At 60.7% G+C, this 24,850-nt stretch carries 20 protein-coding genes; 6 read left to right on the plus strand and 14 right to left on the minus strand.

The genetic code is table 11. From position 1 onward, the window contains the following. Nucleotides 1-215: 215 nt before the first annotated feature. The 5 genes from AC6H1L_RS03855 to nifS form a co-directional block, all read right to left on the minus strand. Nucleotides 216-1,061, minus strand: a complete 846-nt coding sequence (locus AC6H1L_RS03855) for a 2-oxoacid:ferredoxin oxidoreductase subunit beta (RefSeq protein WP_497600226.1) — start codon at nt 1,059-1,061, stop codon at nt 216-218. A 2-nt stretch (nt 1,062-1,063) separates the two neighbouring features. After that, nucleotides 1,064-2,839 carry a 2-oxoacid:acceptor oxidoreductase subunit alpha gene (locus AC6H1L_RS03860; protein ID WP_497600227.1) on the minus strand — a complete coding sequence of 592 codons (1,776 nt, stop codon included), beginning with the start codon at nt 2,837-2,839 and terminating at the stop codon, nt 1,064-1,066. A 713-nt stretch (nt 2,840-3,552) separates the two neighbouring features. Beyond that, nucleotides 3,553-3,723 (minus strand): hypothetical protein, encoded by a 171-nt coding sequence (locus tag AC6H1L_RS03865; RefSeq protein WP_497600228.1) that lies wholly within the window; start codon nt 3,721-3,723, stop codon nt 3,553-3,555. Nucleotides 3,724-4,545: 822 nt separating this feature from the next. Then, the gene (locus AC6H1L_RS03870) at nt 4,546-5,718 is read right to left on the minus strand and encodes an aminotransferase class I/II-fold pyridoxal phosphate-dependent enzyme (RefSeq protein ID WP_497600229.1); all 1,173 of its coding nucleotides are present in this window, start codon (nt 5,716-5,718) and stop codon (nt 4,546-4,548) included. A gap of 351 nt (nt 5,719-6,069) precedes the next feature. Beyond that, the gene (gene nifS, locus AC6H1L_RS03875; protein ID WP_497600230.1) at nt 6,070-7,224 is read right to left on the minus strand and encodes a cysteine desulfurase NifS; all 1,155 of its coding nucleotides are present in this window, start codon (nt 7,222-7,224) and stop codon (nt 6,070-6,072) included. Nucleotides 7,225-7,560: 336 nt separating this feature from the next. Between nifS and AC6H1L_RS03880 the strand changes: the two genes are divergently transcribed. Further along, nucleotides 7,561-8,154 carry a GNAT family N-acetyltransferase gene (locus AC6H1L_RS03880; protein ID WP_497600231.1) on the plus strand — a complete coding sequence of 198 codons (594 nt, stop codon included), beginning with the start codon at nt 7,561-7,563 and terminating at the stop codon, nt 8,152-8,154. Nucleotides 8,155-8,292: 138 nt separating this feature from the next. Here the strand turns inward: AC6H1L_RS03880 and AC6H1L_RS03885 are convergent, their stop codons facing one another. Both AC6H1L_RS03885 and larE read right to left on the minus strand, forming a co-directional pair. Continuing rightward, the gene (locus tag AC6H1L_RS03885) at nt 8,293-9,036 is read right to left on the minus strand and encodes a hypothetical protein (protein ID WP_497600232.1); all 744 of its coding nucleotides are present in this window, start codon (nt 9,034-9,036) and stop codon (nt 8,293-8,295) included. After that, nucleotides 9,033-9,932, minus strand: a complete 900-nt coding sequence (gene larE, locus AC6H1L_RS03890; protein ID WP_497600233.1) for an ATP-dependent sacrificial sulfur transferase LarE — start codon at nt 9,930-9,932, stop codon at nt 9,033-9,035. Before larE ends, AC6H1L_RS03885 begins: the two co-directional genes overlap by 4 nt. Before the next feature lie 230 nt (nt 9,933-10,162). Between larE and AC6H1L_RS03895 the strand changes: the two genes are divergently transcribed. Both AC6H1L_RS03895 and AC6H1L_RS03900 read left to right on the plus strand, forming a co-directional pair. Beyond that, nucleotides 10,163-10,834, plus strand: coding sequence for a nucleotidyltransferase family protein (locus AC6H1L_RS03895; RefSeq protein ID WP_497600234.1), 672 nt, complete (start codon nt 10,163-10,165; stop codon nt 10,832-10,834). Nucleotides 10,835-10,954: 120 nt separating this feature from the next. Continuing rightward, nucleotides 10,955-11,377 (plus strand): tetratricopeptide repeat protein, encoded by a 423-nt coding sequence (locus AC6H1L_RS03900; RefSeq protein ID WP_497600235.1) that lies wholly within the window; start codon nt 10,955-10,957, stop codon nt 11,375-11,377. Nucleotides 11,378-11,454: 77 nt separating this feature from the next. On the opposite strand, the gene AC6H1L_RS03905 is transcribed toward AC6H1L_RS03900, so the two are convergent. Then, nucleotides 11,455-11,661: a hypothetical protein gene (locus AC6H1L_RS03905; protein WP_497600236.1), complete on the minus strand. Its 207-nt coding sequence runs from the start codon at nt 11,659-11,661 to the stop codon at nt 11,455-11,457. Between AC6H1L_RS03905 and AC6H1L_RS03910 the strand changes: the two genes are divergently transcribed. Beyond that, nucleotides 11,660-12,700: an SIS domain-containing protein gene (locus AC6H1L_RS03910; RefSeq protein WP_497600237.1), complete on the plus strand. Its 1,041-nt coding sequence runs from the start codon at nt 11,660-11,662 to the stop codon at nt 12,698-12,700. The two genes, AC6H1L_RS03905 and AC6H1L_RS03910, sit on opposite strands and share 2 nt — an antisense overlap. 105 nt (nt 12,701-12,805) lie before the next feature. Here AC6H1L_RS03910 and nagA read toward each other — a convergent pair whose 3' ends face one another. From nagA to AC6H1L_RS03930, 4 genes are all read right to left on the minus strand, one after another. Next, complete coding sequence (nagA, locus tag AC6H1L_RS03915) at nt 12,806-14,005, minus strand: N-acetylglucosamine-6-phosphate deacetylase (protein WP_497600238.1); 1,200 nt, start codon at nt 14,003-14,005, stop codon at nt 12,806-12,808. A 587-nt stretch (nt 14,006-14,592) separates the two neighbouring features. Beyond that, nucleotides 14,593-15,837, minus strand: a complete 1,245-nt coding sequence (locus AC6H1L_RS03920) for an NAD(P)/FAD-dependent oxidoreductase (RefSeq protein ID WP_497600239.1) — start codon at nt 15,835-15,837, stop codon at nt 14,593-14,595. Between the two features lie 382 nt (nt 15,838-16,219). Next, nucleotides 16,220-18,142, minus strand: coding sequence for an ABC transporter ATP-binding protein (locus AC6H1L_RS03925; RefSeq protein ID WP_497600240.1), 1,923 nt, complete (start codon nt 18,140-18,142; stop codon nt 16,220-16,222). After that, the gene (locus AC6H1L_RS03930) at nt 18,139-20,073 is read right to left on the minus strand and encodes an ABC transporter ATP-binding protein (protein WP_497600241.1); all 1,935 of its coding nucleotides are present in this window, start codon (nt 20,071-20,073) and stop codon (nt 18,139-18,141) included. The genes AC6H1L_RS03925 and AC6H1L_RS03930 overlap by 4 nt, the downstream gene beginning before the upstream one ends. Before the next feature lie 356 nt (nt 20,074-20,429). On the opposite strand from AC6H1L_RS03930, the gene AC6H1L_RS03935 reads away from it, so the two are divergent. Beyond that, nucleotides 20,430-21,440: a helix-turn-helix transcriptional regulator gene (locus AC6H1L_RS03935; protein WP_497600242.1), complete on the plus strand. Its 1,011-nt coding sequence runs from the start codon at nt 20,430-20,432 to the stop codon at nt 21,438-21,440. A 77-nt stretch (nt 21,441-21,517) separates the two neighbouring features. Here the strand turns inward: AC6H1L_RS03935 and AC6H1L_RS03940 are convergent, their stop codons facing one another. Then, nucleotides 21,518-22,147 carry an RNA polymerase sigma factor gene (locus AC6H1L_RS03940; protein WP_497600243.1) on the minus strand — a complete coding sequence of 210 codons (630 nt, stop codon included), beginning with the start codon at nt 22,145-22,147 and terminating at the stop codon, nt 21,518-21,520. Between the two features lie 204 nt (nt 22,148-22,351). Continuing rightward, nucleotides 22,352-22,708, minus strand: a complete 357-nt coding sequence (locus AC6H1L_RS03945; protein WP_497600244.1) for a hypothetical protein — start codon at nt 22,706-22,708, stop codon at nt 22,352-22,354. Between the two features lie 377 nt (nt 22,709-23,085). Between AC6H1L_RS03945 and AC6H1L_RS03950 the strand changes: the two genes are divergently transcribed. Next, the gene (locus AC6H1L_RS03950; RefSeq protein ID WP_497600245.1) at nt 23,086-24,843 is read left to right on the plus strand and encodes a bifunctional lysylphosphatidylglycerol flippase/synthetase MprF; all 1,758 of its coding nucleotides are present in this window, start codon (nt 23,086-23,088) and stop codon (nt 24,841-24,843) included. The last annotated feature ends 7 nt before the right edge of the window (nt 24,844-24,850 follow it).

Consider the following 24,850-nt stretch of genomic DNA (forward strand, 5'->3'; position numbering starts at 1 on the left):
TCCCCGGTGTGCTCACTCAGCACAGCATTTCGCCTAGTGCAGCGGTGACCGGTAGAGACTCAGCCATCTGCCCTACGCGCCCACCTACGGTCAGCTCTCCACGAGCCTTCCGCGAGCCTTCTACCCACCTTGACCCTATTCCCTCTACGCTGCCTGGCTCTTCAGCGGGGCCCTGGCTTTGAGGCAGCGGGCCCAACGGTCTGCGCCGCACCTACCTAGGCGTAGCGCTGAATGTATTCTTCGATGCGGAACTCGCGAGGCTCGACGACCTCACGCGCCACGCGCTCCATCGTCGGCCGCTCCTCGCGGTAAAAGACGCCGATGTACTGCTTCTCGTTGTCAAGAGCGTACTCCAGCGCCTTGAGGCGGTCGCTCGGGTCATGATCTTCAGGCAGCGGCGTCACTGCGGCATCCCAGGCATCGAAGGTATTATAGAAGGTCGGGCAGGGACTCAGCACATGCACAAAGGAGAATCCCCGATGCAGGGTTGCCTGTTCGATCAAGGCCGCCAGCTCCTTGGGGCGAGCGGAGTAACCGCGGGCCACAAAGCTCACGTTCAGCGAGAGGGCGGTGGCGATAGGATTAAACTGCGAGGCCAGCAGGCCGTAGGGTGACGACTTCGTCTTATGGCCATGCGGCGAGGTAGGCGAGGTCTGTCCCTTCGTCAGGCCATAGGTCTCGTTATCCATGACGATGGCCGTGATATCGATGTTGCGCAGGGCCGCATGCACCAGATGCCCCACCCCGATGCTGAAGAAGTCACCATCGCCCCCCACGGCGATCACCGTCAGGTCGGGACGCGCCATCTTCAGGCCCTGAGCGACCGGTAAGGCTCGCCCATGCACACTATGGAAGCCGAAGGTACGGATAAAGTGGGGAAAGCGGCTGGAGCAGCCAATGCCCGAGACAACCACCGTCTGATCGACCGGCAGCTTGAGGGCGGCCATGCTGCGCAGCGTCGCGTTAAGCACACCGAAATCGCCGCAACCCGGACACCAGGTCGGCTTGACCTCGCTCTTGTAATCTTTGAGCGTGAGCGTTGGAGTGGTTGACTGAACCACGGCTAACAAACCTCCTCAATGGCCCGCAGGATCTCACCCGCGGTGAAGGGAATGCCCCCGAATTTATTGACACGAATCGGCTGTAGACCATACCGGGCCCCGAGCAGATTGGCCAATTGGCCGGAGTAATTGCACTCGGGCACGATGACCGTCTTGACCGAGCTGATGAAGTCGCGAATCGCCCGGTCGGGCAGCGGCGAGAGAATGCGCAGATGCAGCGAGGCCACTTTGTAGCCCTTGGCACGCGCGCGATCCACTGCCTCCTGAATGGCCCCTTCAGTCGATCCCCAGCCGATAAGACCAACTTCGGCCTCTCTATCGCCATACGGCTCCGGCTGCGGTAGCTCCTGAGCCGCTGTCTCCAGCTTGCGAAAGCGCTTCTGCATCATGGCCGTGTGGTCTTCCGGCTCATAGTCAGGATGACCATGCTCGTTATGCTCCAGGCCCGTGGCGGAGTAGGGAATGGCCCCAGGCCCGGGGATGGTCATGGGAGAAATGCCGCTGACAGTATAGGCGTAGCGGGCAAAGCTGGCCGCCAAAGCCGCTGCCGCCTCGTGCTTGCCGTTGCTGCTCGCCCCATTGGCGCCATTGCTCTCGGCCTTGCCATACTCAAGGCGGCCTTCGATGGTGAAGGGCCGAAAGACGCTGCGGTCAACGCTCTCGACGCGGGCCGTCAGCGATTGATCGGTGAGGAAAATGACCGGCATCTGATAGCGATCAGCCATATTGAAGGCCAGGCCCATCAGAGTATAGCAGTCAGCGACATTGGCCGGAGCCACAATCATGCGCGGGGTATCGCCGTGACCGCCGTAGAGAGCGAAGCTGAGGTCAGCCTGCTCCATCTTCGTGGGCATGCCCGTACTAGGGCCGGCGCGCTGAGCATCGACGATGACCGCCGGTAGCTCGGCCATTGAGGCCAGGCCGATCAGCTCGGTCATCAGAGAGAAGCCAGGGCCAGAGGTCGCCGTCATAGCGCGCACACCGCCGAAAGAGGCCCCCAAGACCGCCGCCAGCGCGGCCATCTCGTCCTCCGCTTGCAGGAAGGTGCCGCCTACCTGGGGCAGTTCCTTAGCCATAGCTTCCATGATATCGCTGGCTGGCGTAATCGGATAGCCGGCGAAGAAGCCACAGCCCGCCGCCAAGGCCCCAGCTACCACGGCCTGATTCCCATTGAGCACCACTCGATCGGCTTTCTCCACCGGGCCAAGTCGATAGGGGTCCCGCTTCTCAATTTTCTCACGCACGTAGCGATAGGCGATGTCCAGCGCCAGGCGGTTTTTCTCCATCAAGATGGGATTGGCCTTACGCGATTTGGAGAGACGGGACTCAACTACCTGGAGGAGGGCCTCCAGCGGTGGCCCGAAGAGGCCAGCTATGGCCCCCAGCATGACCATGTTCTTGGTCTGGAAAAGCTGCACTTCCTTGCGCGCTAGCTCGTTGAAGGGCACGGCATAGGTGATGAAGTCGTCGCTCTCGGGCGTGAAGTCGCCAGGATCATAGACCAAGACACCCCCCCGGCGCAGGTCGCGAATATTGCGGTCGTAGGCCTCTTTGTTGAGGCAGACCAGTACGTCTGCATAGTCTCCCATCGATTTCACGGGGCGATCGCTGATGCGCACCTGGAACATACAGGGACCGCCCAGGATCTCCGCCGGGAAGGTACGGAAGGTAAAGACGTGATAGCCCCAGCGCGCGGAGGCGAGCGCCAGGATGTCTCCACCCGAGATGGTCCCTTCGCCCGACTCGCCACCAATCCGAATCGTCACTTCATTCTCCATTGAATGCCCCCTCTAAAAATTCAACCGCGCCCTGTGCACAGAAATGGCGCGGCCCTTAAAAAGCGCTCCCGGGATTCCACAGAGTGCCCGCCAACTCGATTAACGACGGCTGCGGTCGCCCTCTGCTCTCGTTCCGGTCTGCGTCTGCTCGACTGCCTTGCACTGAAAACAGGGTGCTTTGCCGATGGCACGGCTCCTGTGTTCACGATGCTGCTGCTTGCTGCGGAATCCGCCACTGCGCTCGTTGCTTACTGGCCTGGCTTGCCCCCTCTTTGCTCTCCTGATGACATCTTGGAACGGGCAGCCAGCCTTGGCTGTCTCTACACTTTCGATATTATAGCACAATGTGGACCGTACGATGTATCGATCCGTAGCAATGCTGGTCCAAATGTCGCGGGGCCGTCTTGACTTTTCTTCCCTTTCCCTCTTCCCAGCACCTCCCAAGTATGATACAATAGTCCTCGCAAGGGCCCATAGCTCAGCGGTTAGAGCAGCCGGCTCATAAGTGCGCCGCTGTGCTCTACCTGTCTCCGCTGCGTTGTGCAGTACCACTGGGACCGCTGTGGTTAAAGCCTGGCCTGACCCGATCCCGAAAGGGTTAGGGGACAGCAGCATGGCCAGAAAAGTACGGCTCGGGGGAAACTGCTCACCCCGCTCCGTGCAGCTAGGCCGTATATGGTGAGGAGGGTATTCCGAACCCGAGATGTGCCCGCTCAACCACCCGTGCGATGGCAGGATCGCGCACGCCGCCCGATTTGACGATCGTGGTTATGAGGGTCGTCAAGGGTCCCATCGGGCCGCTGGCTGGTAGCCCGGCACATCGTAAGGGCACCTACGTACGGACCGAGGCAGGTAGGGAACTGCGGGATCACCTTCCAGGACACAGAACCCTGGCCGCGCTGTAGCGCTGCCTTCTTCAGCGACGCCGCTCCTGACGCAACTGAAGGTCGCGCTCGCTGCCAGGTGACTGGCTGAGCTGAGTGAGATCGCTAGTAAGCGGATCTGTGTCCTCTGGTGACGGAGTGCCCATAGTACTCAAACGATCGGGGTAATGCCCGATACACGGGGAAGGGGCACAGGACGCTTCTCTTGGCTAAGACGGTGGCTCCTTCGCTCCGGTCTGCGGCAAGGAAGCGTCTGGAGAGCCGTGTGCGTCGAAAGGCGCACGCACGGTTCGGGAAGGGATGACCGCGCTCTACGCTTTGCCGTCCAGCGATCGCTTGTTATACGGCTGATCGCTCACAGGCAGCGCGTAGGCACTGGTTGTCGGCTTCACCCGGTTGGTCCCTGGTTCGAATCCAGGTGGGCCCATTTTCTTTTTTGGCTTTCTGCTTTGGCTTCCCGGTTCGCTTCGCTTTGGGTTGCTGCTGGCTGCCTGACCGCGCTTGCTCCCGCTCCGTGTGAGTGACTCTGCGGCTCTCTCTGGCTGCTCCTCTTCAACTCAACGACAGGTCTGCTTTCCCGCCCGGTTTTCTTGAGAGCCATCTGCGCAGCGTGGCTCAACGCGGCTCGCGACCTTGCAGCGGCTGCGGACCGGCGTGGTATGTAAGGCCTGCGCTGTGGCCGGGGTTCGTCTGGGGTGAGGCCGATGCTGAGTGAGAACGCGCAGGCCCAGAGCAGGAGAGGAGTTTGCTCTCTCGCTGCCGCCGGGTGCGCCAATGGCCAAAACAAAATTAAGGAGGGGTGTGGTCTGTACGACCGCACCCCTACCGGTGGCGTTTGAGAAAGCGCTCCATGCGCCGTAGCGCCTCTTCTAGCTGATCATAAGCGGTGCAATAGGCGCAGCGAACATAGCCAGCTCCACAGGCGCCAAAGGAGCTGCCAGGGACGACGGCGACATGTTCCTCTAGCAGGAGCTTTTCGGCAAATTCTTCGTCACTCATGCCGGTCTGGGCCACACAGGGGAAGGCGTAGAAGGCCCCGCGCGGCTCGCAGGTCGGCAGGCCAATGCGGTTGAGGCCATCGACAAACATGCGGCGCCGCCGCGCGTACTCGGCGTGCATAGCCTGAACATCTTCTTCGCCGTGGCGCAGCGCCTCCAGGGCCGCTACCTGGGCGATGGTGCTGGCGCACATGATGGCGTATTGGTGTACTTTGAGCATGGCCTCTAGTAGGGCTGCCGGCGCCGCCACGTACCCAATGCGCCAACCCGTCATAGCGTAGGCCTTGGAGAAGCCATCGAGCAAGATGGTGCGCTCGCGCATGCCCGGCAGCGCCGCCATGCAGACATGCTCAGTGTCATAGACCAGGCGGCTGTAGACTTCGTCGACCACTACGTACAGGTCGTGCTCCAGCGCCAGACGTGCGATCCCTTCCAGCTCGGCCCGCGGAATAACAGCCCCCGTCGGGTTGTTGGGGTTGCCAAGGAGAATCACTTTGGTGCGAGGCGTGATCAGTGGCGCGATCTCGACGGCCCGGACGGCAAAGTCATAGCGCGCATAGGTCGGGACCGGTACGACTACGCCCCCGGCAAAGAGAATATCCGCCTCGTAGGCAACGTAGCCAGGGTCGAGTGAGATCACTTCATCGCCCGGATCAATCAGGGCCCGCATCGCCAGATCGACCCCTTCGCTCACGCCTACGGTGACCAGAATCTCTTTGTGTGGATCATACTGCAGGCCGTAGCGGCGCTGCAACATCGCAGCGATCTCTTCGCGCAATTCAAGGGTTCCATAGTTCGACGTGTAGTGCGTCTCTCCACGTCTCAGGGCTTCGATGCCCGCCTGGCGAATATGTTCCGGCGTGACAAAATCAGGCTCGCCTACCCCGAGCGAGATGACATCCGGCATGTTGTTGAGGATGTCGAAGAATTTGCGAATGCCGGAGGGCTTGACGGCCCGTACTCGCTGTGAGAGCGCTTCGCGTTTGAGTGTGTCCATAACAAGCTGCCTATCCCTTCTTGTGCACACGTGGAGGCCAGAACCGGCAAGCAACGCCCGCGGTTGCTTGCTCACTCTCTGCCAGGATCATCTGCCAGGCGGATGATCCCGCAGGTGCCCTCGCTGTTAGTGTCCTGTTGCCTCTGCTGTTTCCACTGTAACATAAACGGGCTGAGGAGACAACGCCCCGCCGCAGAGCCTGCCCCAGATGGTCAGGGGCAGACTTACTTTTCTCCCCCTGCTGGCTGGGTCCCCCGGCCCGCTCTCTTGGGATGATTGCGCGCTGGCAGAGCCAGCGTGGCACCTTGTTCGCCGCTTTTCTTTGGTTGCTGGCGGGCCGCCGACCAGGGCTCAGGTGGCCAGGCTACGCAGTTTCTCGACAATGCCCGGCAGCACAGCGAGGACGGTCTCGATGTCTTCTTCGCTGTTGTCTTTGCCGAGCGTCAGGCGCAGGCTGCCACGTGCCCACTCGGGCGGCAGGCCCAGCGCAACAAGTACGTGTGAGGGTTCCACTGAACCGGAGGTACAGGCCGAGCCGGTCGAGGCGGCTATGTTGAGAAGATCAAGGTTTAGCAGGATGGACTCACCCTCGACTCCCTCAAAGCAGAAGCTGGCATTGTTGGCCAGGCGCCGCGTCGGATGGCCAGTCAGACGGCTGCGCGGGATACGGCTCAGGATACCTTCAATGAGCCGGTCGCGCAAAGTCCGTAGCCGCGGCTGCACTTGCTCTAGTTCTGCATAGGCGAGGCGCAGGGCGGTGGCCGCTCCTACGATGCCCGCGACGTTCTCGGTACCAGCGCGCCGCCCGCGCTCCTGTGAGCCACCTTGCTGCTGCGGTAGAAGCCGTACACCCTGACGCACATAGAGGATGCCTACCCCTTTCGGTCCATAGAATTTGTGAGCCGAGAGCGAGAGCAGGTCCGCGTTCAGTGCTTTGACATCGAGCGGCAAGGCCCCCCCTGCTTGCACGGCATCGATGTGAAAAGGCACTTTGCGCTGTCGACAGATGCGCCCTATCTCTTCTACCGGTTCAATGGTGCCAATCTCGTTGTTGGCATACATGATGGAGACGAGCACGGTGTCATCGGTGATGGCTCGCCCAACTGCATCAGGGTCGACCAGGCCATAGGCGTCGACTGGCAGGTAGGTGACGCTGAAGCCGAAGCGCTCTAGATAGTGGCAGGTGTGCAGGACGGCGTGATGTTCGATGGCCGAGGTGATGATATGCTTGCCTTTGTTCCGCGCGGCCAGGGCGACGCCTTTGATGGCCAGGTTGTCGCTCTCCGAGCCACAGCCGGTGAAGATGATCTCGGTGGGCCGGCAGTTGAGTATGGCGGCAATCTCTTCACGTGCATGATCAATGGCCTGCATGGCCCGCCGCCCCAGGGTGTAGATGCTGCTGGCGTTGCCATATTCGCTGGTGAGATAGGGCAGCATGGCTTCCAATACCCGCGGGTCCAGGGCCGTCGTTGCCGCATGGTCAAGATAAATGAGTCGCTCTGGCATGGTCGTGCTCTTATCTTCAGACGTACTGAGATATCTCGACTTTCTTTGAGTATTTTGCTCTTGATACAACCTGGATACTATAAAGCCTCTACGCGTTGGTGCCCGGCGGTCACTGCCACGCCCGCCTCTGAGATGGCCAGAAAGGAAGAAAGGCAGACATGGAGCCGCTGCCTTCTCCTCGCAGCTCACCTCTGACCGAAGCAGGCTTGTCCACTGGCTGCCTTCATTGTATCATAGAATTAGCTCCGCTTCCTGTCGTAGAATGCCTCAATGAGGAATAGGTTTTTATTTTTTGTTGACACCATTTTTAATGATACAGAAGAAAGGTAAAAGTTAGTGGAAGACGAGCTTTTTCTTAGTTTATTGCCTGGATTTGACGCTCTTACAGGCCAAAACGTGATTGTACGCCCTTATCGCGAGGAGGATGCCCCGTTCCTTTTTGCCGCTATCCAAGAATCGCGCGCTCACCTGCGTCCGTGGCTGCCCTGGGCCGACCAGCATCAGCGCATCGAGGAGACGCGCGATTGGATCAACCGCCAGCGCGCAGCCTGGTTGCTGCGCGAAATCTATAACTGTGCAGTGATCAGCCAGGCCGATGGGCAGCTTGCGGGTGGCATCAGTTTGAAACCGCACGACTGGCGGGCGCGCGTCTTCGAGATCGGCTACTGGCTGCGCGTTACAGCCACCGGTCGGGGATACATGACCGAGGCGGTCCAGTTATTGACGGCCTTCGCCTTTGAGCAGCTCGCAGCCAACCGCGTCTTTATCCGCTGCGATGAGCGAAACGAGCGCAGCGCCGCTATTCCGCGCCGCCTGGGCTTCGTCTTTGAGGGGTGCCTGCGTAGTGAGTCGCTGGCGCCCGACGGCCAGTTGCGCAATACGCTGGTCTTTGCGCTGACTTCAACGGACTACCAGCAGAGCAGGCAGTAACCCACCGAGAGAGAGGCCGGCCAGGCTGACGGGAGAGAGCTTTTACAGTCTTCTCGCTCTGCTCTGCCGTCTTGCCCTGCCGGCCTTGCTCCTGCTAGCCAGACAGTATGCTGCCTGCCTGTCTGCCTGCTCTTGCAGCTAGAGGCTGCCCCAGTTGTAGACGGTGTCAGGCTGTATGCCCGGGCTGTTGTAGGCCAGGGTAATCAGTTGATGAGCCTGGAGCTGAAGAGTGTGGAAATCGCCGTGATAGAGCTGGCCATTGACATAGACCGTCCAGCCCGTGCTTTGATCAAGCTGGCTGGGGAAGCCGTTCCCCAGTTGAGGAAACTCGTTCTTCCAGATATCGAAGAATTGTCCAAGGGTGAAGCGCTGGTTCTGCGGTGCCTCTATATGGATGACGCCAGTCGTGTCATGGGTATGGAGCCAGTAGATGCAGTCGCTGGCAATGCCCGTATTGGCCGGGATCTGTACCGGTTGGCCGTTGATGTAGAGCGAGAGATGGGCATGATAGTGAACAGCGACCTGTTCGCTGGCGTCGCAGTAGACCTGATCCACTGGTGGATAGGCCGCATCAACTAGCGGATGGTTTTGGGCCTGGCTCTGATTCTGAGCCTGATCTTGCGCTCCGGCACGCATTAAAAAGTAGCCACCACCGGCCAGCAAGAGACAGAAGAGAAGGACGACGCCGATCGACAAGAGCTGCGCACGCAGTCTGGCCCGGCGCTGCTCGCGCTCCCGCCGCCATTGTGCTTGTCGGCGTCGCTCTTCTCGCGCTTGCTTGATGCTCGACTTCCGCTCTTCCACCCGCATCCCTCCATTCAGGTTGGCCTCGGTTGTCCGTCTGATAATGCCGCTTGTCTGCTGAGCCTTTCTTTTGCTCACCGTTCTTCTCCTGATAACCCGCCTTCATTCAACTTCTTCTTCTTGAAGAAGCCTTCGTTCATGCTGCCGCTGCGAAAGCCGAGCAGATCGAGGGTGACGTACAGGTAGCCCAGACGGCGCAGGCCTTCCGTGACCTTGCGGCTCGTCTCCTCCTCGATCAGGCGCGGCATATCTTGCCGCTCGACTTCGATGCGGGCTACGTTGCCATGATGACGCACGCGCACCTGACGGAGTCCCAGCTCATGCAGCAGTTTTTCGGCCTGATAGATCTTTTGCAGTGTTTCTATATCGATGCGCGTTCCATAGGGAATGCGGGAGGAAAAGCAAGCGAGCGCAGGTTTATCCCAGACAGGCAGGCCCAACCAACGAGCCAGAGCGCGAATCTCGCTTTTGCGCAGTCCTGCTTCCAGCAGTGGACCGCGGACGCCAAACTCGCGGGCGGCGCGCTGCCCCGGGCGAAAATCGCCCTCATCGTCTTTATTGACCCCATAGGCCACGTAGCGCAGACCATGCTGATGGGCCAGGGCCTTCAGGTGGGTGAACAGCTCCGCTTTACAAAAATAGCAGCGATTAGGCTGGTTGGCTAGATAGCGCTCATCCTCAAGTTCGTGGGTCTCTATAGTCAGCACACGAATGCCCAGCTCGTGAGCCAACTTCAAAGCGGCCTCGCTCTCTTCGGGAGCGTAGGCCGGCGAGAGCGCCAGGGCACCTACGGCCTGCTCACCAAGCTGATCATGGGCTACTTTTAAGAGGAGGGTGCTGTCGACGCCGCCAGAGTAGGCCACCAGGACCGATTGCATCTCCTGTAAAAGCCCTTGGAGGCGTCGATACTTCTCCATTGTCACGGCATCAAGCGCAGTGACACGTTCATTCTTCGCCGAGGAAGTCGTGAGCATAGAACTAGTCTATCGCCTTTCCTCTCTCCCAGAGGGGAACGCCGGATCTGGCCGTCCTTTTGCCTGCTTGCTACTGATAATGGGGTCAGCCGCGTTCCTCGCCGAGCTGATGATGATATACTATGAGAGCAGTCTTGTCTTGCAGATCGCGGCTGCGCGCGGTCAAGTGCTATTATAGCATGAGCGACAAGCCAGCGAGAGTTGAATGCCAGGTACGCGGAGGGGCAATCGTGAGCGCAGAGCCAGTGAGCGCCGCTATTTTGCTGGCCGCAGGGACTTCTAGCCGCATGGGTGCGGATCGGCATAAGCTGCTCTTGCCGCTTGCGGGGCGCCCGCTGGTACAGCACAGCGTGGAGGCGATCCTTGCCTCGCGGGCTCGCCCTCTGGTGATTGTTCTGGGCCACCGCGCTGAGGAGGTGCGTGCGGCCCTGGGCGAGTACGCTTCTCATTCAGCAGTTGAGCTGGTTGTCAATTCCGCCTATGCTCAAGGGATGAGTACCTCGCTGCGCTGCGGTCTCCAGGCCCTGCTTGCTCGCGCGGCCCGTCTGCATGAGCCGCAGCCCGCGAGCGCGCTGATTTTCCTTGGCGATCAGCCTTTTATCTCCGCCCGGCTGATTGACCGCCTGATCGCCGCCTGGCACAGCTCCGGTCGCCCGATCGTCGCGCCCAGCTATGGAGGGCGACGCGGCAATCCGGTGCTCTTCGCCTCTACGCTCTTTCCAGAGCTGTTGGAGGTCGAGGGCGACGAGGGTGGGCGTCGCGTCATTGAGCGCCACCGCGCCGAGCTTATGCTTGTCGAGGCGCAGGCTGAGGAGACGCTTGCCTCTTTTGATGTCGATACCTGGGAAGCCTATCAGGAGGCGCTGCGCGCTCAGCCAGGTGAGGATCATCCCCGGCCATAAGGGCCTGAAGCTCCCGTCGGAAGCGGGATCGCCCTGGAAGGCAAGACCAGCCTTCTTGGCCTGGCCCTGCGGCGGCCAGTTGCTGTGGAGCGAGTGAGTGCGCTGAGGAGAGGGGAGAAGATGTCTCAGCAGAAGATTGACGAGCATGGGCAGTCTGAGGATTCGGGGCGCGAACAGGCGTCCTTCTGGTTGAGCTATGCGCGCGAGCTGTGGGGGGCGATTCGCTATCCCGAAGCCCTGGCCGCGGTCGAACGCGCCTTAGCTCTGGTGCCCGATGATCCTTCTGCCTGGTACCTGCGGGGGGCCTGCCTTTGTCTGCTGGCCCGCCATGAGGAGGCGCTTGCTTCCTTCGAGGAGGCTCTACGGCGGGACAAGCGCTATGTGCCCGCCTGGGATGGTAAAGCCTGGGCCTTGGGCGTCCTCGGACGCCGCTCTGAGGCCCTGGCCGCCGTTGAGGAAGCTCTGCGCCTTGATCCCCACTATCTGCAGGCTCGCCTGCGTAAGGCGCGCCTGGAGGCTACCTCTGGGACTGAGACGGACTGACAGGCAGTGATAGCCCCCGGCTCTGGTGGCCGCTGCAGCCTGGGCTGACTGGCAACCGCGCGTCAGGGGCTGCCAGGTCAGGGCTGAGTCAGATGGTGGGCAAGCGGCCAACAACGTGGTAGGATAGTGACGTGGTGGCCGCTGGCTGGGCTAAGCCGCTTCTCCTTGCGCCCTGTGCGCGCCAGCACAGGAGGCGGAGCCGCCTCGCCACGCCTGCCGCTGGCAGGCAGACCGCTTGCGAAGGCAAGCGACTCGACCACGAGCGAACGGAGAATACTCTGCATGTCCTCATCATTGCTAGAGCAAGAGATACGCAGTCAGCCCGAGGTTCTTGCCCGCCTGCTCGAACGGGAACGCCCCCATGTAGAGCAGATTGTTGCCGCGCTGCCCCCGTTCAATTATGTTCTGATTGCAGCCCGGGGATCATCGGATCACGCCGCACTCTACGCGAAATATGTCTGGGCGGCCCTGGCCGGCCATCCCATCGCGCTGGCCACGCCCTCGCTCTATACGCTCTATGCTCGGCCCCCGCGCCTGGACGGGGCCCTTGTAGTCGGCATCTCGCAATCGGGTCAGTCGCCCGATATCGTTGCGGTACTCGAAGAGGGGCGCCGCCAGGGCCGTCCAACGCTGGCCATTACTAACGATGCCAGCTCACCCCTGGCCCAGGCCGCCGACCATGTGGTCGCGCTGCACGCTGGACCTGAGCGCAGCGTCGCAGCAACCAAGACCTATACCGCCCAGCTTACGGCCCTGGCGCTGTTCGCTGCCGCCTGGAGCCCGCAGCGGTCCAGTCACTTTGCCGCCCTGGAGGCCCTGCCTTCCGCCGTCTCCCAGGTGCTGGCCCAGGCCGATGAGATTGCCCGCCTGGCTGAGCGCTATCGCTATATGGATCGCTGCGTGGTGATCGGACGGGGCTTTAACTACGCTACAGCTTTTGAGCTGACTCTCAAGCTCAAGGAGCTGACTTATGTGATGGCGAACGCCTATTCGTCGGCGGACTTCCGCCACGGCCCGATCGCTACCGTCGATAGCGGCCTGCCAGCTATTTTGATTATGCCGCGCGATGCCACCTATGCCGATATGCATGAGCTGGCCGAGGAACTGGGACGCCGCGGCGCTGAGCTGCTGGTGATCTCTGAGGAAGCAGAGGCCCTGGCCCTGGCGCGCACGCCCTTACCCCTGGTCAGGGGGGTGCCAGACTGGCTGAGTCCGATAACAGCGATTGTGCCCGGCCAGGTGCTGGCCCTGCACCTGGCGCTGACCCGTGGCTACAATCCCGATGTGCCGCGCGGCCTCCAGAAGGTGACGCTGACGCTCTAAGTCTGCTGGCCAGTTATCCCCCTCGGCGTGCGAAATTCGACAGACTCAGCTCAGAAGACAAAGCAATGCCCCGGCCAACGTCCGGGGCATCCTTTGTCTTGTCATCTATTCCATCAGGGGGGCCAGCCGCGGGCGCCAGGACTCGCTGACGAAGGCCAGTCGGCCACGGCACAGCACCGCTTGGAGGAGAAGCGCCTGATCGAAAATGAGTAGGTCGGCGTCATAGCCGCGTTGCAGGCGGCCTTTGCGTTCGCCGACGCCGGCAGCCAGGGCAGGATTGTAGGCCAGCATGCGCGCAGCCTCGCGCAAGGAGAAGCCAAGCATCTGGACGACGTTGCGCAGGGCTTGCTCCATCGTCAGCACGCTTCCTGTGATGGTGCCATCGGGTAGACGCGCCGCCCCATCGATCACGGTCGCCCGCTGCCCCCCAAACTCAAAGGAGCGTTCCGGGCTGCCCGCGCCACAGAGCGCATCGGTAATGACCACCGTGCGCTCAGGTCCGAGCGCCTTCACCAGCGCCTTCATGGCCGCTGGATGGACATGGACCCCATCGACAATCAACTCACCACGCACATGCCCCGCCTCGACCAGGGCCCCAAGCGGCCCAGGCTCCCGATGATGGAGAGGACGCATGGCGTTAAAGCAGTGCGTCACATGGCTCACTCCCAGGGCAAAGGCCCGCCGCGCCTGCTCATAGGAGGCGTCGGAATGCCCCAGGCTCACAGTCACCCCTGCGTCGAGAAAGCGGCGAATCATGGCCTCAGCCCCCGGTAATTCGGGCGCCAGGGTCACAAGCCGGAGATGCCCGCGTGTCAGCTCCAGGATGCGCTCGGCCTCCGCCTCGCTGGGCTGGCGCAGCCACTCGGGCAGGTGCGCCCCCCGCCGCGCAATGTTGAGATAGGGGCCCTCTAGATGAATGCCTAGCGGCTCCGCCAGCGGCTCTTGACTCGCCTGACAGCGCTCAATGGCCTCGACTGCCGCTCTCAGCTGCTGCTCCGGCAGGGCATATGGCACCCCTATCACTCCGACGAGAAAGGCCGTGGTCCCGCTGCCAGGCGCCCAGCGGGCATAGGCACAGATCTCGCTGGCGTCCGCAGTGCTGAGATTAAAACCACCCCCGCCATGCGTGTGAACATCGATGAAGCCCGGCAGAATGATGGCGTCCTCAGCCTCGATGACTAAGCCCGGCTGCTCCCCCTCCTCACCTAGCTGCTCAATACGCCCATCAGCAACAGTCATGCTGCTGCTAGACAGCTCAGCCAGTGCATCGACGAGATGCGCTCCTTGAAAGGTGAATCTGCCCAAATACGTACTCCTTCACTGGTCATTGATTTGACGGCTGGTATCTCACACTGTGGAGTATTCCCAGGAGAAGAGAACTCTTTTCTACCTGTGACCACAGTATTATATAAAACGCGACCATGCCTGCAATGAAAGGCATGTATACGCGCTTGTCCGCTCCTGCCCCCTCCCGCTCCCTCCGCCGAGAGCATGCAGGGGGCAAGTGGCTATGTGATCTATACAACTATTCATTTGTACCTCCTGGCACAAGAGTACCAGGAGATGAGCAACTTGGCAAGCCCATTGATCTGCTCTGGCCTGCGAAAGGGCCGCCGATTGGCGACGCCAGGCCAGCCTCAGCACGGCTTTGGAGGCGGGCAAGAAAGGCAGGAATAGGGAGGAAGGAGGAAAGGAAGGCTTTCTGCAAGGAGCTGTCTGTCTGGCTCGTCCTGCACGCAGGGGGAGCCGGACGCGGGCGTCGGGCAGGCACCGCTCACCGCTCGCTGCTGTTGCAGAGCCAGCATATGCCCGCCCGCCCGACGCCCTTACTCACTCACTTCAGCGAGGAAGGCGCTCCTCTGCAAAGGTGAGGAGAGGCATGCCACGCCGCATTAGTGGCTTACCGCGGTGGCGACTTGCTCGCCGGCGCGCTCGCCCAGCACCATCCCCGGGAGCATTCCCAGAGCGCCCAGCCCTTCGACAGCCAGGGCAGGCGCTACGGCCCCCAGAGAATGCAACTCGGGGACCATCTGCGGGGTGACTTCCAGGTCTACAGCCCAGGTGTAGGCCGGCTCCTGTTCCGCCAGCTCAGGCAGCCAGCGATAGGTTAGCTCCTTCAGCCGGCAATGATAATGGGCATCATTGCGCGTTACACCGGCGCGGCCATAGCGACCGCCGGTGACTGTGAGCCGCCCCTCACCCGGTCTGAAGTCCGCATAGGTATAAGGCAAAGCATCCCCGAAGATGGGGAAATCGGGCGGCAGCTCGGCGCGGAAGGCCAGAGCATACAGGCGCGCATTGGGGCGAGCACCCGGACCGACGGCCAGGACCAGGCCGCGTGTCAGCAGCGTGCACCCGTTAGCCAGATGCAAGCGCCAGCCACTGACTCCACCGGGCAAAGGCACCTCTTCGTAGGTAATCACCTGGGCGTTGCCACGCAGCTCAACGCCAGCACGGCGCGCGCGTCGCGCCAGGTGAGCCAGCAGGGTCAGCGGGTGTACTCGCGCCTCATCCGGCAGCCACAGGGCCGCATAGACTGTGCGCACATTCAGCCGGCCCCTGGTAGCCTCCGCTACTTGCGCCGGCGTCCACAGCTCCGCTCGCAGGCCCATGCGCAGCCGCAGATGCGCCTCGCGCGCCAGATTGCGGGCTCCGCTGATCGTCTCGGCCAGACTCAGCGAGCCTGTCAGGCGCAGGGAGAGCAGCGAATCGGGGAGAGCTGCCTCCCTGACCAGCGAGAACAGCACTTCAGTCGTGGCAGGCCAGAGGGCAAGCGCTGGATGTCCTGAAGGCAGAGTCGTCAGGTCGGCATTGATACCAACGCTTAAAATGCCAGCATTGCGCCCACTTGTACCGTAGCCAATCAGCGCATGACGCTCCAGCACCAGCACACGTGCGCCAGTACGTCGGGCGCTCAGGGCCGCGCTTAAGCCAGCAACGCCAGCCCCAATCACGATGACATCCAGCGGTTGGGCGGGAGGGCCTTCATCGGCGATGTCCGGAAGGTGCAATTCGGCTCGGACAACGGGATCAAGGTCATCCCACCAGGGGATCAGGGACTGAGGAACAGGAGTGGTTGGTGGGACTACAGTCGTACGTCGATCAGGATCGGCTTCAGTCTGCGTTTCAACTCGCATAAAGCTCCTTTTCACAAGGGCAGTAGCGCGGCAGTACAGGACGAGATGCGCATCACCGTCCCGCCAAGGGGGAAATAACCCCGGCGCGATAACGACGGTGGCACACTACAGCATGCCCTTTGGGGAGCAATGCGTCAGGAGCAACCAGGCTCATCCCGCGAGGTAGCCGGCTAGCGGAGGAGAAAAGCCGCGCGGCACCTGGGCGATGGCGGTCCTGCACATCCCGGGCAGGCCACGCTACCACCTGACAACCATCCTATCTATGATTGATGATAAGAAGCTCTCCCCCGCTCTGTCAAGCCGGCACAGCGGAGCAGCCCCGCTGATCAGTTTTCTTCAGCATGTTATGCGCGGCCTGCCCGTTCGGCTTGACTGCCCCAGTCTAGGAGATAGCCCACTCCTGCAGTGACTGCGCCTCCTTGTGCTGCGCAGCTTCGCCCGTTTCGGAGCTTGTCGCCTCGCGGAAGCCCATCGCGTAGAGCTTGGCGTAGACGCCGTTACGCGCCAGCAGCTCTTCATGTTTGCCCTGCTCGACGACCTGGCCTTGCTGGAGCACGACGATCAGATCGGCGCTCTTGATCGTCGAGAGGCGGTGAGCGATGACAATAGCGGTACGCCCTTGCAGCAGGCGCTGCAGGCCTTGCTGGACGATCAGCTCCGTGACGGTGTCAATGTTGGCGGTGGCCTCATCCAGAATGAGGATGCGCGGATCAGCCAACAGAGCCCGCGCAAAGGCAATCAGTTGTCTCTGGCCCATGCTCAGGTTACGCCCCCGCTCGCGAATGGGTGTTTCATACCCCTGGGGAAGACGCTCAACCAGCTCGTGTAAGCCCACAGCGCGCGCCGCCGCCACCACTTCCTCATCGCTGGCTTCGAGCCGACCGTAGCGGATGTTCTCCTTGATTGTTCCTGTAAAGAGAAAGGGGTCCTGCGGCACGACGCCGATCTGCCGGCGCAGCGAGCGCTGCGTGACGTCGCGCACATCGTGGCCGTCGATCAGGACAGCTCCCTCCTGGACGTCGTAGAAACGCGTGACCAGACCGGCAATGGTCGTTTTGCCGGCCCCTGTCGGCCCGACAATGGCCACTGTCTGCCCAGGTCTGATGTGTAGGTTCAGTCCACGCAGCACTGTATAGCGGGGCGTATAGCCAAAGGTGACAGCGCGAAATTCGATCTCGCCGCGGATCGGTGGCAGCTCACGGGCGCCTGGCTTGTCTGTAATCTCCACCGGAATCGAGAGAATCTGATAGATGCGCTCGGCAGCAACAGCCGCACGCTGGAGCTGGGTATATTGCATGCTTAGCTCCCGGATGGGATCAAAGAAGCGGTTAATGTAAAGGGTAAAGGCGACGAGTACGCCGATCTGCAGGCTGCCGCGGGCAACTTCCATACCGCCGTAGACCACCACCAGGGCGATGGCGATCGCCGCTACAACCTCCACCAGTGGCAGCACGAGCGAGGAAATGCGGTTCGCCTCCAGATTGGTATCGCGGTTGTAGGCGTTTAGCTCATCGAATTCCTGACGGTTGCGCCCTTCGCGCGCCAGACTTTGGATGACGCGCATGCCTGAAATATTCTCCTGTAGCGTGGCATTCACCAGCGAGATGGCCGCCCGCGTGCGCCGGAAGGAGCGCTCGGCATGGCGCGACCAGAAGGCGGCAATGACAAACATGACTGGCAGGACGGCGAAGGAGAGCAGGGCCAGCCAGGCATTCATTGCTACCATAGCGCCTATGATGCCCACCAGGGCCACCAGTGAGCCAAGAATGGAGAGCAGGCCCGAGCTGAGCATGCTCTCTAGTACGTCGATATCGCTTTGCAGGCGCGACATGACACGCCCGATCTGGGTGCGATCGTAAAAGCTCAGCGAGAGCTGCTGCAGATGGCGAAACATGTCGGAGCTGAGCAGATAGAGCACTTGCTGACCGGCCCACGACATGGTCCAGATTTGCCAGTACTGCGCTTGCCACATCACAATGTTCACGAGTAAGAGTATCAGACAGATCAGGGCCAGGCCCCCCAGGTCGGCGCGCGTGATAAACTGGTCAATGGCTACCTCGATCAGGTAGGGATTGGCCAGGTTGGTGGCGGTGTAGAGCAGCATCAAGAGGACGCTGAGCATGGTGAGGCCTTTGTAGCGCGCCAGGTAGACTCCAAAGAGACGAATGGAGCGCCAGTCAAAACGGCGCGTCTCACTCTCGTCGGCGCTGGCCAGGGTATTCTCTTCCCACATGAGCCGGCGCCGCCGCTCCAGATAGGCCCGGCTGCGCTGGTGTCGCTCAGCCTTGTCTCCGTGCCCTTTCATCTCTTCCCTCCTCTCTGCTGACAACAACTTTCTTCCGCCCCGGCCTGGGCCTTTACTTCTCTCTCTTCGTCTTGTGCTCGCTTCTCACGCTCATAGCGCATGGCACGCTGTTGACGATAGCGTTCTTCAAATTCTTCTTGTTCGCGCAGCTGCAGATCGTAGAGACGACGATAGAGGCCGTTGCGCGCCAGAAGACTTTCATGTGTACCCCGTTCGACAATGCGCCCGCGGTCGAGAATGAGAATCTGATGGGCATGCTTGATAGTGCGCAGGCGCGAGGCCACCACGAAGGTTGTGCGTCCGCGCATGACCGCCTCCAGGGCCTGCTGAATCAGATACTCTGTCTCCATATCGACGCTGGAGGTCGAGTCATCCAGGATGAGAATGCGCGGATTGAGCAGTAGGGTTCGGGCAATGGCAATGCGCTGCTTTTGCCCTCCCGAAAGGGTGACGCCGCGCTCGCCCACCCAGGTATCGTAGCCGTTCGGCAGGCTGCAGATGAAATCGTGAATGCGGGCGATTTTGGCCGCGGCGATGATCTGCTCATCGCTCACCTCTTCGACGCCATAGGCGATGTTTTCACGCAGGGTGGCATTGAAGAGAAAGACGTCTTGCAGGACGAGCCCGACAGAGCGACGGAGCGAGGCAAGGGTAAGGTCGCGTATATCATGACCATCGATGGTGATGCGCCCCGCGGTCACGTCGTAGAAGCGCGGGAGCAGATGGAGGAGGGTGCTCTTGCCGGCTCCGGTGGCGCCGAGAATGGCCACAATTTCGCCAGGCCGGGCCTCGATCGAAATATCGTGCAGTACCTCTTGTCCGCCCGCATAGGCAAAGGAGACATGCTCGTAACGGACATGACCGCGCACGTCTCGCAGCTCGCGCGCACCCGGCGCGTCCGTAATGGCGGGTGGCGTGTCCAGAATCTCGAAGATGCGGGCCGCGGACGAGATGCCGCGCATAAACCAGGTCACCATAAAGCCCAGGGTGCGCGTCGGTGTCCCCAGGACGAGCACATACTGTGTTACCGCTACTAGCGTGCCCAGGCTGAGCTGATGCCCAATGACGGCTACTCCTCCTACCCAGACAAGTAGCACCGTGATCAGGTTGAGAACCAGGACCATCAGGGGTTGATTCCAGGCTGAGAGGCGCATGGCCTCCAGATTCAGTTCGCGCAGCTTGCGATTCTGCCGGTCGTATTTCTCGACTTCGAACGGCTCGCGGGCAAAGGATTTCACAATGCGCATGCCGCTCAGGCTCTCTTGCATGATGGTGCCAAGGACCCCGTTCTCTTCTTGCACCTTCTCCCAGAGTGGGCGCAGGCGCTTGCCAACCTGCACGGCGAGCAACATCAGGAGTGGAACGCTGATAAGAGTGATGAGCGCAAGAAAGATGTCAAGCTGCAAGAGAATAATGGCGACGGCGCCGAAGGTCACAATCGCGACGAGGGCGCGCAGCAAGCCCAGGGGAATAAAGTTGCGTACCCCTTCAATGTCAACGGTCAGGCGAGACATGAGCTGGCCGGTTTCGGCATCGTCGTGAAAAGAGAAGTCAAGTCGCTGCAGATGGTCGTAGACCTGATTGCGCAGATCATAGGCGACATGGCAGGAAACGGCCTGAGAGAGATAGCTCTGACCGTAGGAAAAGAGACCGCGTAGCGCGCTGATGAGCAGAATGGCGCCCGCGGCCAGCAGGAGCCTGTGAAACTGTCCCCCACGGATGCCAACGTCGATGACCCAGGCGAGCAGCCAGGGTACGACAAGAGCGGCTACGGTGGCCAGGATCATTGAGATGACCGCACCGAGCGAAGACAGCCAGTAGGGCCGCAACAGGCCAATGATGCGTTTGCAGATGCGCCAGTTGCTTCTCCACCATGCAATATCGACGGAAAAGAATGTTTTGCGCATCGTTTCGGCGACGATTGCTGACATGAGAAGTGTTCCTTTCCGGTCTGGCAGGCCTCGACGGATAGCGAGCGATACAATGGCGAGGACTTCTATCGGACAGGCCCGGCGAGGGGCTGCACCGTCTGATCGGGAGATTTGGGTGTTCCTCCTGGAACAGTCTAGGCGCCTATAGCTGACAGAAGGGTGTCAGTCTTTTGCTCAATTGGAGAGCGGAGAGCGAAATTCACAGACCGGGGAAACAGCCCGGCTCTCTCAACCTCACGTCAGGTCAGGGTCACGCGAGGGAGTAAAGGGGTAATTCATGCCTGAAGCGGCATAATCGAGCAGGGTATTCCGCATTATCCCTTGTCTTTTCAGAAGGATCGTTCCATACTAGAAGTATGCAGAAGATAGAGCGCTTGCTGGCGATTACCCTGCTCCTGCAAGCACGCGGGAAGATGACGGCGCAACGCCTGGCGAGTATTCTGGGAGTCTCAGCACGTACCATTTATCGTGATATTGATGCCCTTTCGCTTGCTCATGTCCCCATCGCGATGGATTACGGCCCGGGCGGCGGCTACTATCTTGCAGATCACTACCAGTTCGACGCGACAGCCTTCACGCGCGAGGAAGCGGTTTCGCTGGTGCTCGGTGTGGATATGGCCGGCAACTATAGTCTTTTCGCCGGCGACGACGGTCTGCACCGGGCTTTGTTTAAGCTAGAGGCCGCGCTGCCGGAGGAGTATCGCGCCGATATCAAGGCTGCGCGCGAGCATATTTTGTTTGATACGACGGCCTGGGACGGAGACGCGACGGGCGCATTTTTGGAAAGTATTCGTCAAGCCGTGCTGGCGGGGCGCCGTCTGGATCTGCTCTATCCGTGGACGACACGCCAGGCCATGCCAGCTCTGCGCTGGCTGCGGGTGGACCCCTACGGCCTGGTCTATAAGGGCCAGACGTCGCGCCAGATGCGTACTGGAGTCTGGTACCTGGTGGCCTTCTGTCACGCCAGTCAACAGGTCGAGACTTTCCGCGTTGGCTATATTCAGGATCTGCGTGTTCGCCAGGAGCGGATTCAACCATCTTCGAATTTTGATTTGCAGGCTTACTGGCAGGCGGCGCGGCGCCATCTGGCCGAAAAGGAGCAGCCGCTGGCGGTGACTTTGCGCGTGAAGGCGGCAGCGCGCTATCGCTTGCGCGGCAATTATACGGTGTTGCAGGAAGAGGCTGACGGTAGTGCCCTGGTGCGGGTGCAGCAGGAGTCGCTACAGGATGCGGTGGCCTATGTGCTTTCGCTGGGAAGTGAGGCTGTGGTGCTTAGCCCGTCTCGCCTGCGGGCGGCGGTGCTGACCACGGCAGAGCGCATTGCTGCGCTCTATCGCGAGGAGGTGAAGGATGCTTCGAATTTCTAGGTCCTGCAGCACAGCGGCTGCAGGTCGTTCTGCGGCTCGGCCCGTCTGCCTGGCAGGCCGCTTCCTCTCTCGGCCTGTCAGGAGGGGGTCCCGGCTCGTAGCTGTTCGCTGAGCGCAGCGCGCAAGAGGGGCTTGGAGCGCTGAAAATAGGTTTTGGCCGTGGCCTCGGGCATGCTGAGCGCTTGCCCAATCTCGGCAAAGCTCAATTGGGCCGTATAGCGCAGCAGCACAACTGCTCGAAAGCGTGGAGGTAGATCCTGAATAGCTTCTAAGAGTATTTGCTGCAGATCATGACGCTCGGCCAGATCTTCGGGGAGCGGGCGCCCGTCTGCAATGCTCGCCACGGCCACTGGTAGCTCTTCTTCTTCGCCGCCGCTCTCTAGCTCGGAGAAGGTCACGGCCCGCTTTCTCCTTAGCTCGTCAAGACAGCGATTGCGCGCGACCTGGAAGAGCCAGGGCTTGAGTGGCACGCCTAGATGAAGGCCTGGCAGCGAGAGGTAGAGCTGAAGAAAGACTTGTTGCAAAATATCACAGGCTTGATCGTAGTCACCCAGAAAGTGGCAAATGAAGCTGAAAAGCGGGCCACTGTAGCGCTGAACAAGCGCTTCAAAGGCGCTGGTGTCTCCCTGCAGGGCACGCTGGGCCAGATGCCCATCGCTTCCGCGCTTTCCTTGCCGGGGACTGTCTGGTCTCTGATCGATTTGCATACGCCGTTGCCTCGCTTTCGTTCTTCCTGCTACACAGGGTAGCCTCTTCTAGCGCGGATGACAAGTGCAGCAGCGGCGGATAAGCTCCGCTGTGGGCTTTTCTAAGCAGATACTAACCTTTGTCGCTTGAGCTTCCGCATGGATGGATCGCCTGGCTTCTGCTCTGCCTTGCTGGTCGCCCCAGGTGTAGGGTAGGGCCCCCGGCTAGGGACGTTCTCGCTTCTCTCCGCTGTGCCTGTCACGGGTCGCTCCGCTGCGACGTTCCGGGGCCAGGTCGTTGAGGAGAGAGGCCAGCTCGGGCAGGTTGTGATCTTCGAGGACGATATCAGCTCCCGCCGGATAGGCTTTTAAGACAGCTACCAGCACGAGAGCCAGGGCCTCGCTATCCAGCCGCAACTGATGCGCCTCGCCAGCGTCGCTGTCTATGTCTCTGTAACGCAGGTAGCCAAGGCGCTGCTCGTAGCGTTCAAGTCGGTCAAGCAGATGGATCAGGCTCCATTGCAGGGTCAGGCCATCGCGTTTTGCCGCCTGGACAAGCTTGTGAAGAAGTGCAAAGTTCATGTCCCCTCCTTTCTATCGGCTTGGCCACATGTTCTTGTTACAAGATTTTTCTTTCATGCAGTATATTCTTAATTAGCATCTGATGCAAGCAAAGAGGCGGCGTAATCGCTGGTGGCTGGCCTTACCAGGCTATGAGGCGGGATCTCTGTTCCAGAAATCCTAGCCTCTGCAACTTTCTCACTCGCTCTCGCGTCTATCTCTAGCGGAGGTAAAAGAGGAACCTGAAAGGATAGAGCCGACTCTCCTGGATGCTAGCATCTCCAGGCACCTTTCAGGTGGTTGATCGCTGGCCTGCATGGAAGCAGCCTGCGTTTTTCTTTGGCCAGGACAGACAATTCGATCGCTCAGTACAGAAGAGAAGTTAAAGAAGGAATTCTATGCTAGGGGTTGCTTTTCCTCGCAGCATCGCTGCTCATCGACAGCTTCGCCGCCTGAGTCGCCTGGGGATTGCCACGGTGATCGGTCTGGTGGGGTTGGTTGACATGCTCTCCCTCTTTGTACCTGCTCTGGCTGCCTGGGATATCCTTCCCAACGCCTGGCTGGATGCGGTGGCAGGGCCTCACCCACATGCTCACCCTTTGACGGTAGTGGTCGGCTTCTTTCTGCTGATGCTTTCCTATGGTCTGGCGCGTGGGAAGCGTCAGGCCTGGCTGGTGACGCTGATTCTGCTCGTGTTTTCAGCCTTGCTGCTTCACCATCCGCGAGGAGGTCTCTCGCTCCCTTCTCTCTGTGTTTTAGCCTTGGCGGCCTTGCTGGCCTGTTGTGCTCCGCTCTTTGCAGCTCGTAGTGATCCGCCGTCGATCTTTCGTGGCTATGTGGCGCTGGCGCTGGGTTTGGGCATTGTCTTTTTCTATACCCTCGGAGGCTTCTTAACGCTCCACAGTGACTTTGAGCCATTGATCGACCGCTGGGGCCTGGAAACGGTTCTTTTGGAGCTGCTAAGCCGCGCGCATCTCCATTTGCCGCGTGGAACGCCAGCTTTCCTCTTTGCGCGGGCGCTTCCGTTGCTCTGCATGAGCGCTGTGGGCTATGGGATGCTGCAGCTTTTTCGGCCTGTGGCGGCGGCTCTGCTCTCCCAGGCCAGTGAGCGCCAGCGGGTGGCGGAGTTGGTGCGTCTCTATGGGCAGAATTCGATTTCGTACCATCTGCTGGTCGGCGAAAAGTCCTTTTTCTTTGCGGATTCGGGCCGGGCCGTGATCGGCTTTGTGCTCCAGGGAACAACAGCGGTGGTGGCTGGCGATCCTGTCGGTCCCGAGGCCGAGCTGCCGGCACTGATCCGCCAGTTTGTGGCCTTCTGCGAGCGCCAGGATTGGACGCCAGTTTTCTGGCAGGTGCGGGCTGAGCTAGCCCCGGCTTATCGCGCTGCTGGCTTGCACTTGTTAAAGATCGGTGAAGATGCGATTGTCGAGTTGCCTTCTTTTTCGCTTCAGGGCGGTGCAATGGCCAATCTGCGCACGAGTGCCCGCCGCGCAGAAAAGGCCGGGTTGACGGTGGTCTTTTATGAGGGGCGTGTGACTTCTTCCGAGCATCTGGCGCAGATGGCCCGCATCTCGCGCGAGTGGCTCCAGCGGAAAGGTGGCACGGAAATGGGTTTCAGTATGAGCCGCTTTCATCCCTTTGAGGCCTCTCCTCAGCTCTATGCGCTGGCCGTCGATGGTCAGCAGACTGTCCACGCTTTTGTTTCTTTTGTGCCAATCTATGGGCGCCACGGCTGGGCCCTGGATCTGATGCGTCGCTCACCGCAGGCGGTCCCCGGCACGATGGAGCTGCTGCTGACGCGCTCGCTCTTTTTTTTGAAAGAGCAGGGGGCTGAGATGGTGAGTTTAGGGCTGGCTCCTCTCAGCAATTGCAATCAGGAAGATGCGACGCTCTTGGGAGCGAGCATCAGTTTTTTGACCGGGCGGCTTGCTGGTCTGACCGGCGGCCCTTCGCTGCTGGCTTTTAAGAAGAAGTTTCAGCCGCGCTGGGAGAGCCGCTATCTGGTCTATGCGGAGACGCTGAGTCTGCCGAAAATTGGGCTGGCTCTCTATCGCGTTCATCAGCACGATGGTTCGCTGCTTCTGGCGCTCTTGCGCTCGCTGCGCCCACGCCTGCGCCCGCAAGGGGTGCCGGCGCTGAGGCGCGGTAGCGCTTGATCGCCAG

The organism is Thermogemmatispora argillosa (genome assembly GCF_059696725.1).

What these genes read in the sequence shown, in the direction of transcription:
- AC6H1L_RS03930 (WP_497600241.1), bottom strand. Translation starts at nt 20,073, where the DNA reads ATGTCAGCAATCGTCGCCGAAACGATGCGCAAAACATTCTTTTCCGTC.
- AC6H1L_RS03945 (WP_497600244.1), bottom strand. Translation starts at nt 22,708, where the DNA reads ATGAACTTTGCACTTCTTCACAAGCTTGTCCAGGCGGCAAAACGCGAT.
- nifS (WP_497600230.1), bottom strand. Translation starts at nt 7,224, where the DNA reads ATGCCAGAGCGACTCATTTATCTTGACCATGCGGCAACGACGGCCCTG.
- AC6H1L_RS03925 (WP_497600240.1), bottom strand. Translation starts at nt 18,142, where the DNA reads ATGAAAGGGCACGGAGACAAGGCTGAGCGACACCAGCGCAGCCGGGCC.
- AC6H1L_RS03900 (WP_497600235.1), top strand. Translation starts at nt 10,955, where the DNA reads ATGTCTCAGCAGAAGATTGACGAGCATGGGCAGTCTGAGGATTCGGGG.
- larE (WP_497600233.1), bottom strand. Translation starts at nt 9,932, where the DNA reads ATGCTCACGACTTCCTCGGCGAAGAATGAACGTGTCACTGCGCTTGAT.
- AC6H1L_RS03935 (WP_497600242.1), top strand. Translation starts at nt 20,430, where the DNA reads ATGCAGAAGATAGAGCGCTTGCTGGCGATTACCCTGCTCCTGCAAGCA.
- AC6H1L_RS03950 (WP_497600245.1), top strand. Translation starts at nt 23,086, where the DNA reads ATGCTAGGGGTTGCTTTTCCTCGCAGCATCGCTGCTCATCGACAGCTT.
- AC6H1L_RS03860 (WP_497600227.1), bottom strand. Translation starts at nt 2,839, where the DNA reads ATGGAGAATGAAGTGACGATTCGGATTGGTGGCGAGTCGGGCGAAGGG.
- AC6H1L_RS03905 (WP_497600236.1), bottom strand. Translation starts at nt 11,661, where the DNA reads ATGCAGAGTATTCTCCGTTCGCTCGTGGTCGAGTCGCTTGCCTTCGCA.
- AC6H1L_RS03870 (WP_497600229.1), bottom strand. Translation starts at nt 5,718, where the DNA reads ATGGACACACTCAAACGCGAAGCGCTCTCACAGCGAGTACGGGCCGTC.
- AC6H1L_RS03920 (WP_497600239.1), bottom strand. Translation starts at nt 15,837, where the DNA reads ATGCGAGTTGAAACGCAGACTGAAGCCGATCCTGATCGACGTACGACT.
- AC6H1L_RS03910 (WP_497600237.1), top strand. Translation starts at nt 11,660, where the DNA reads ATGTCCTCATCATTGCTAGAGCAAGAGATACGCAGTCAGCCCGAGGTT.
- AC6H1L_RS03940 (WP_497600243.1), bottom strand. Translation starts at nt 22,147, where the DNA reads ATGCAAATCGATCAGAGACCAGACAGTCCCCGGCAAGGAAAGCGCGGA.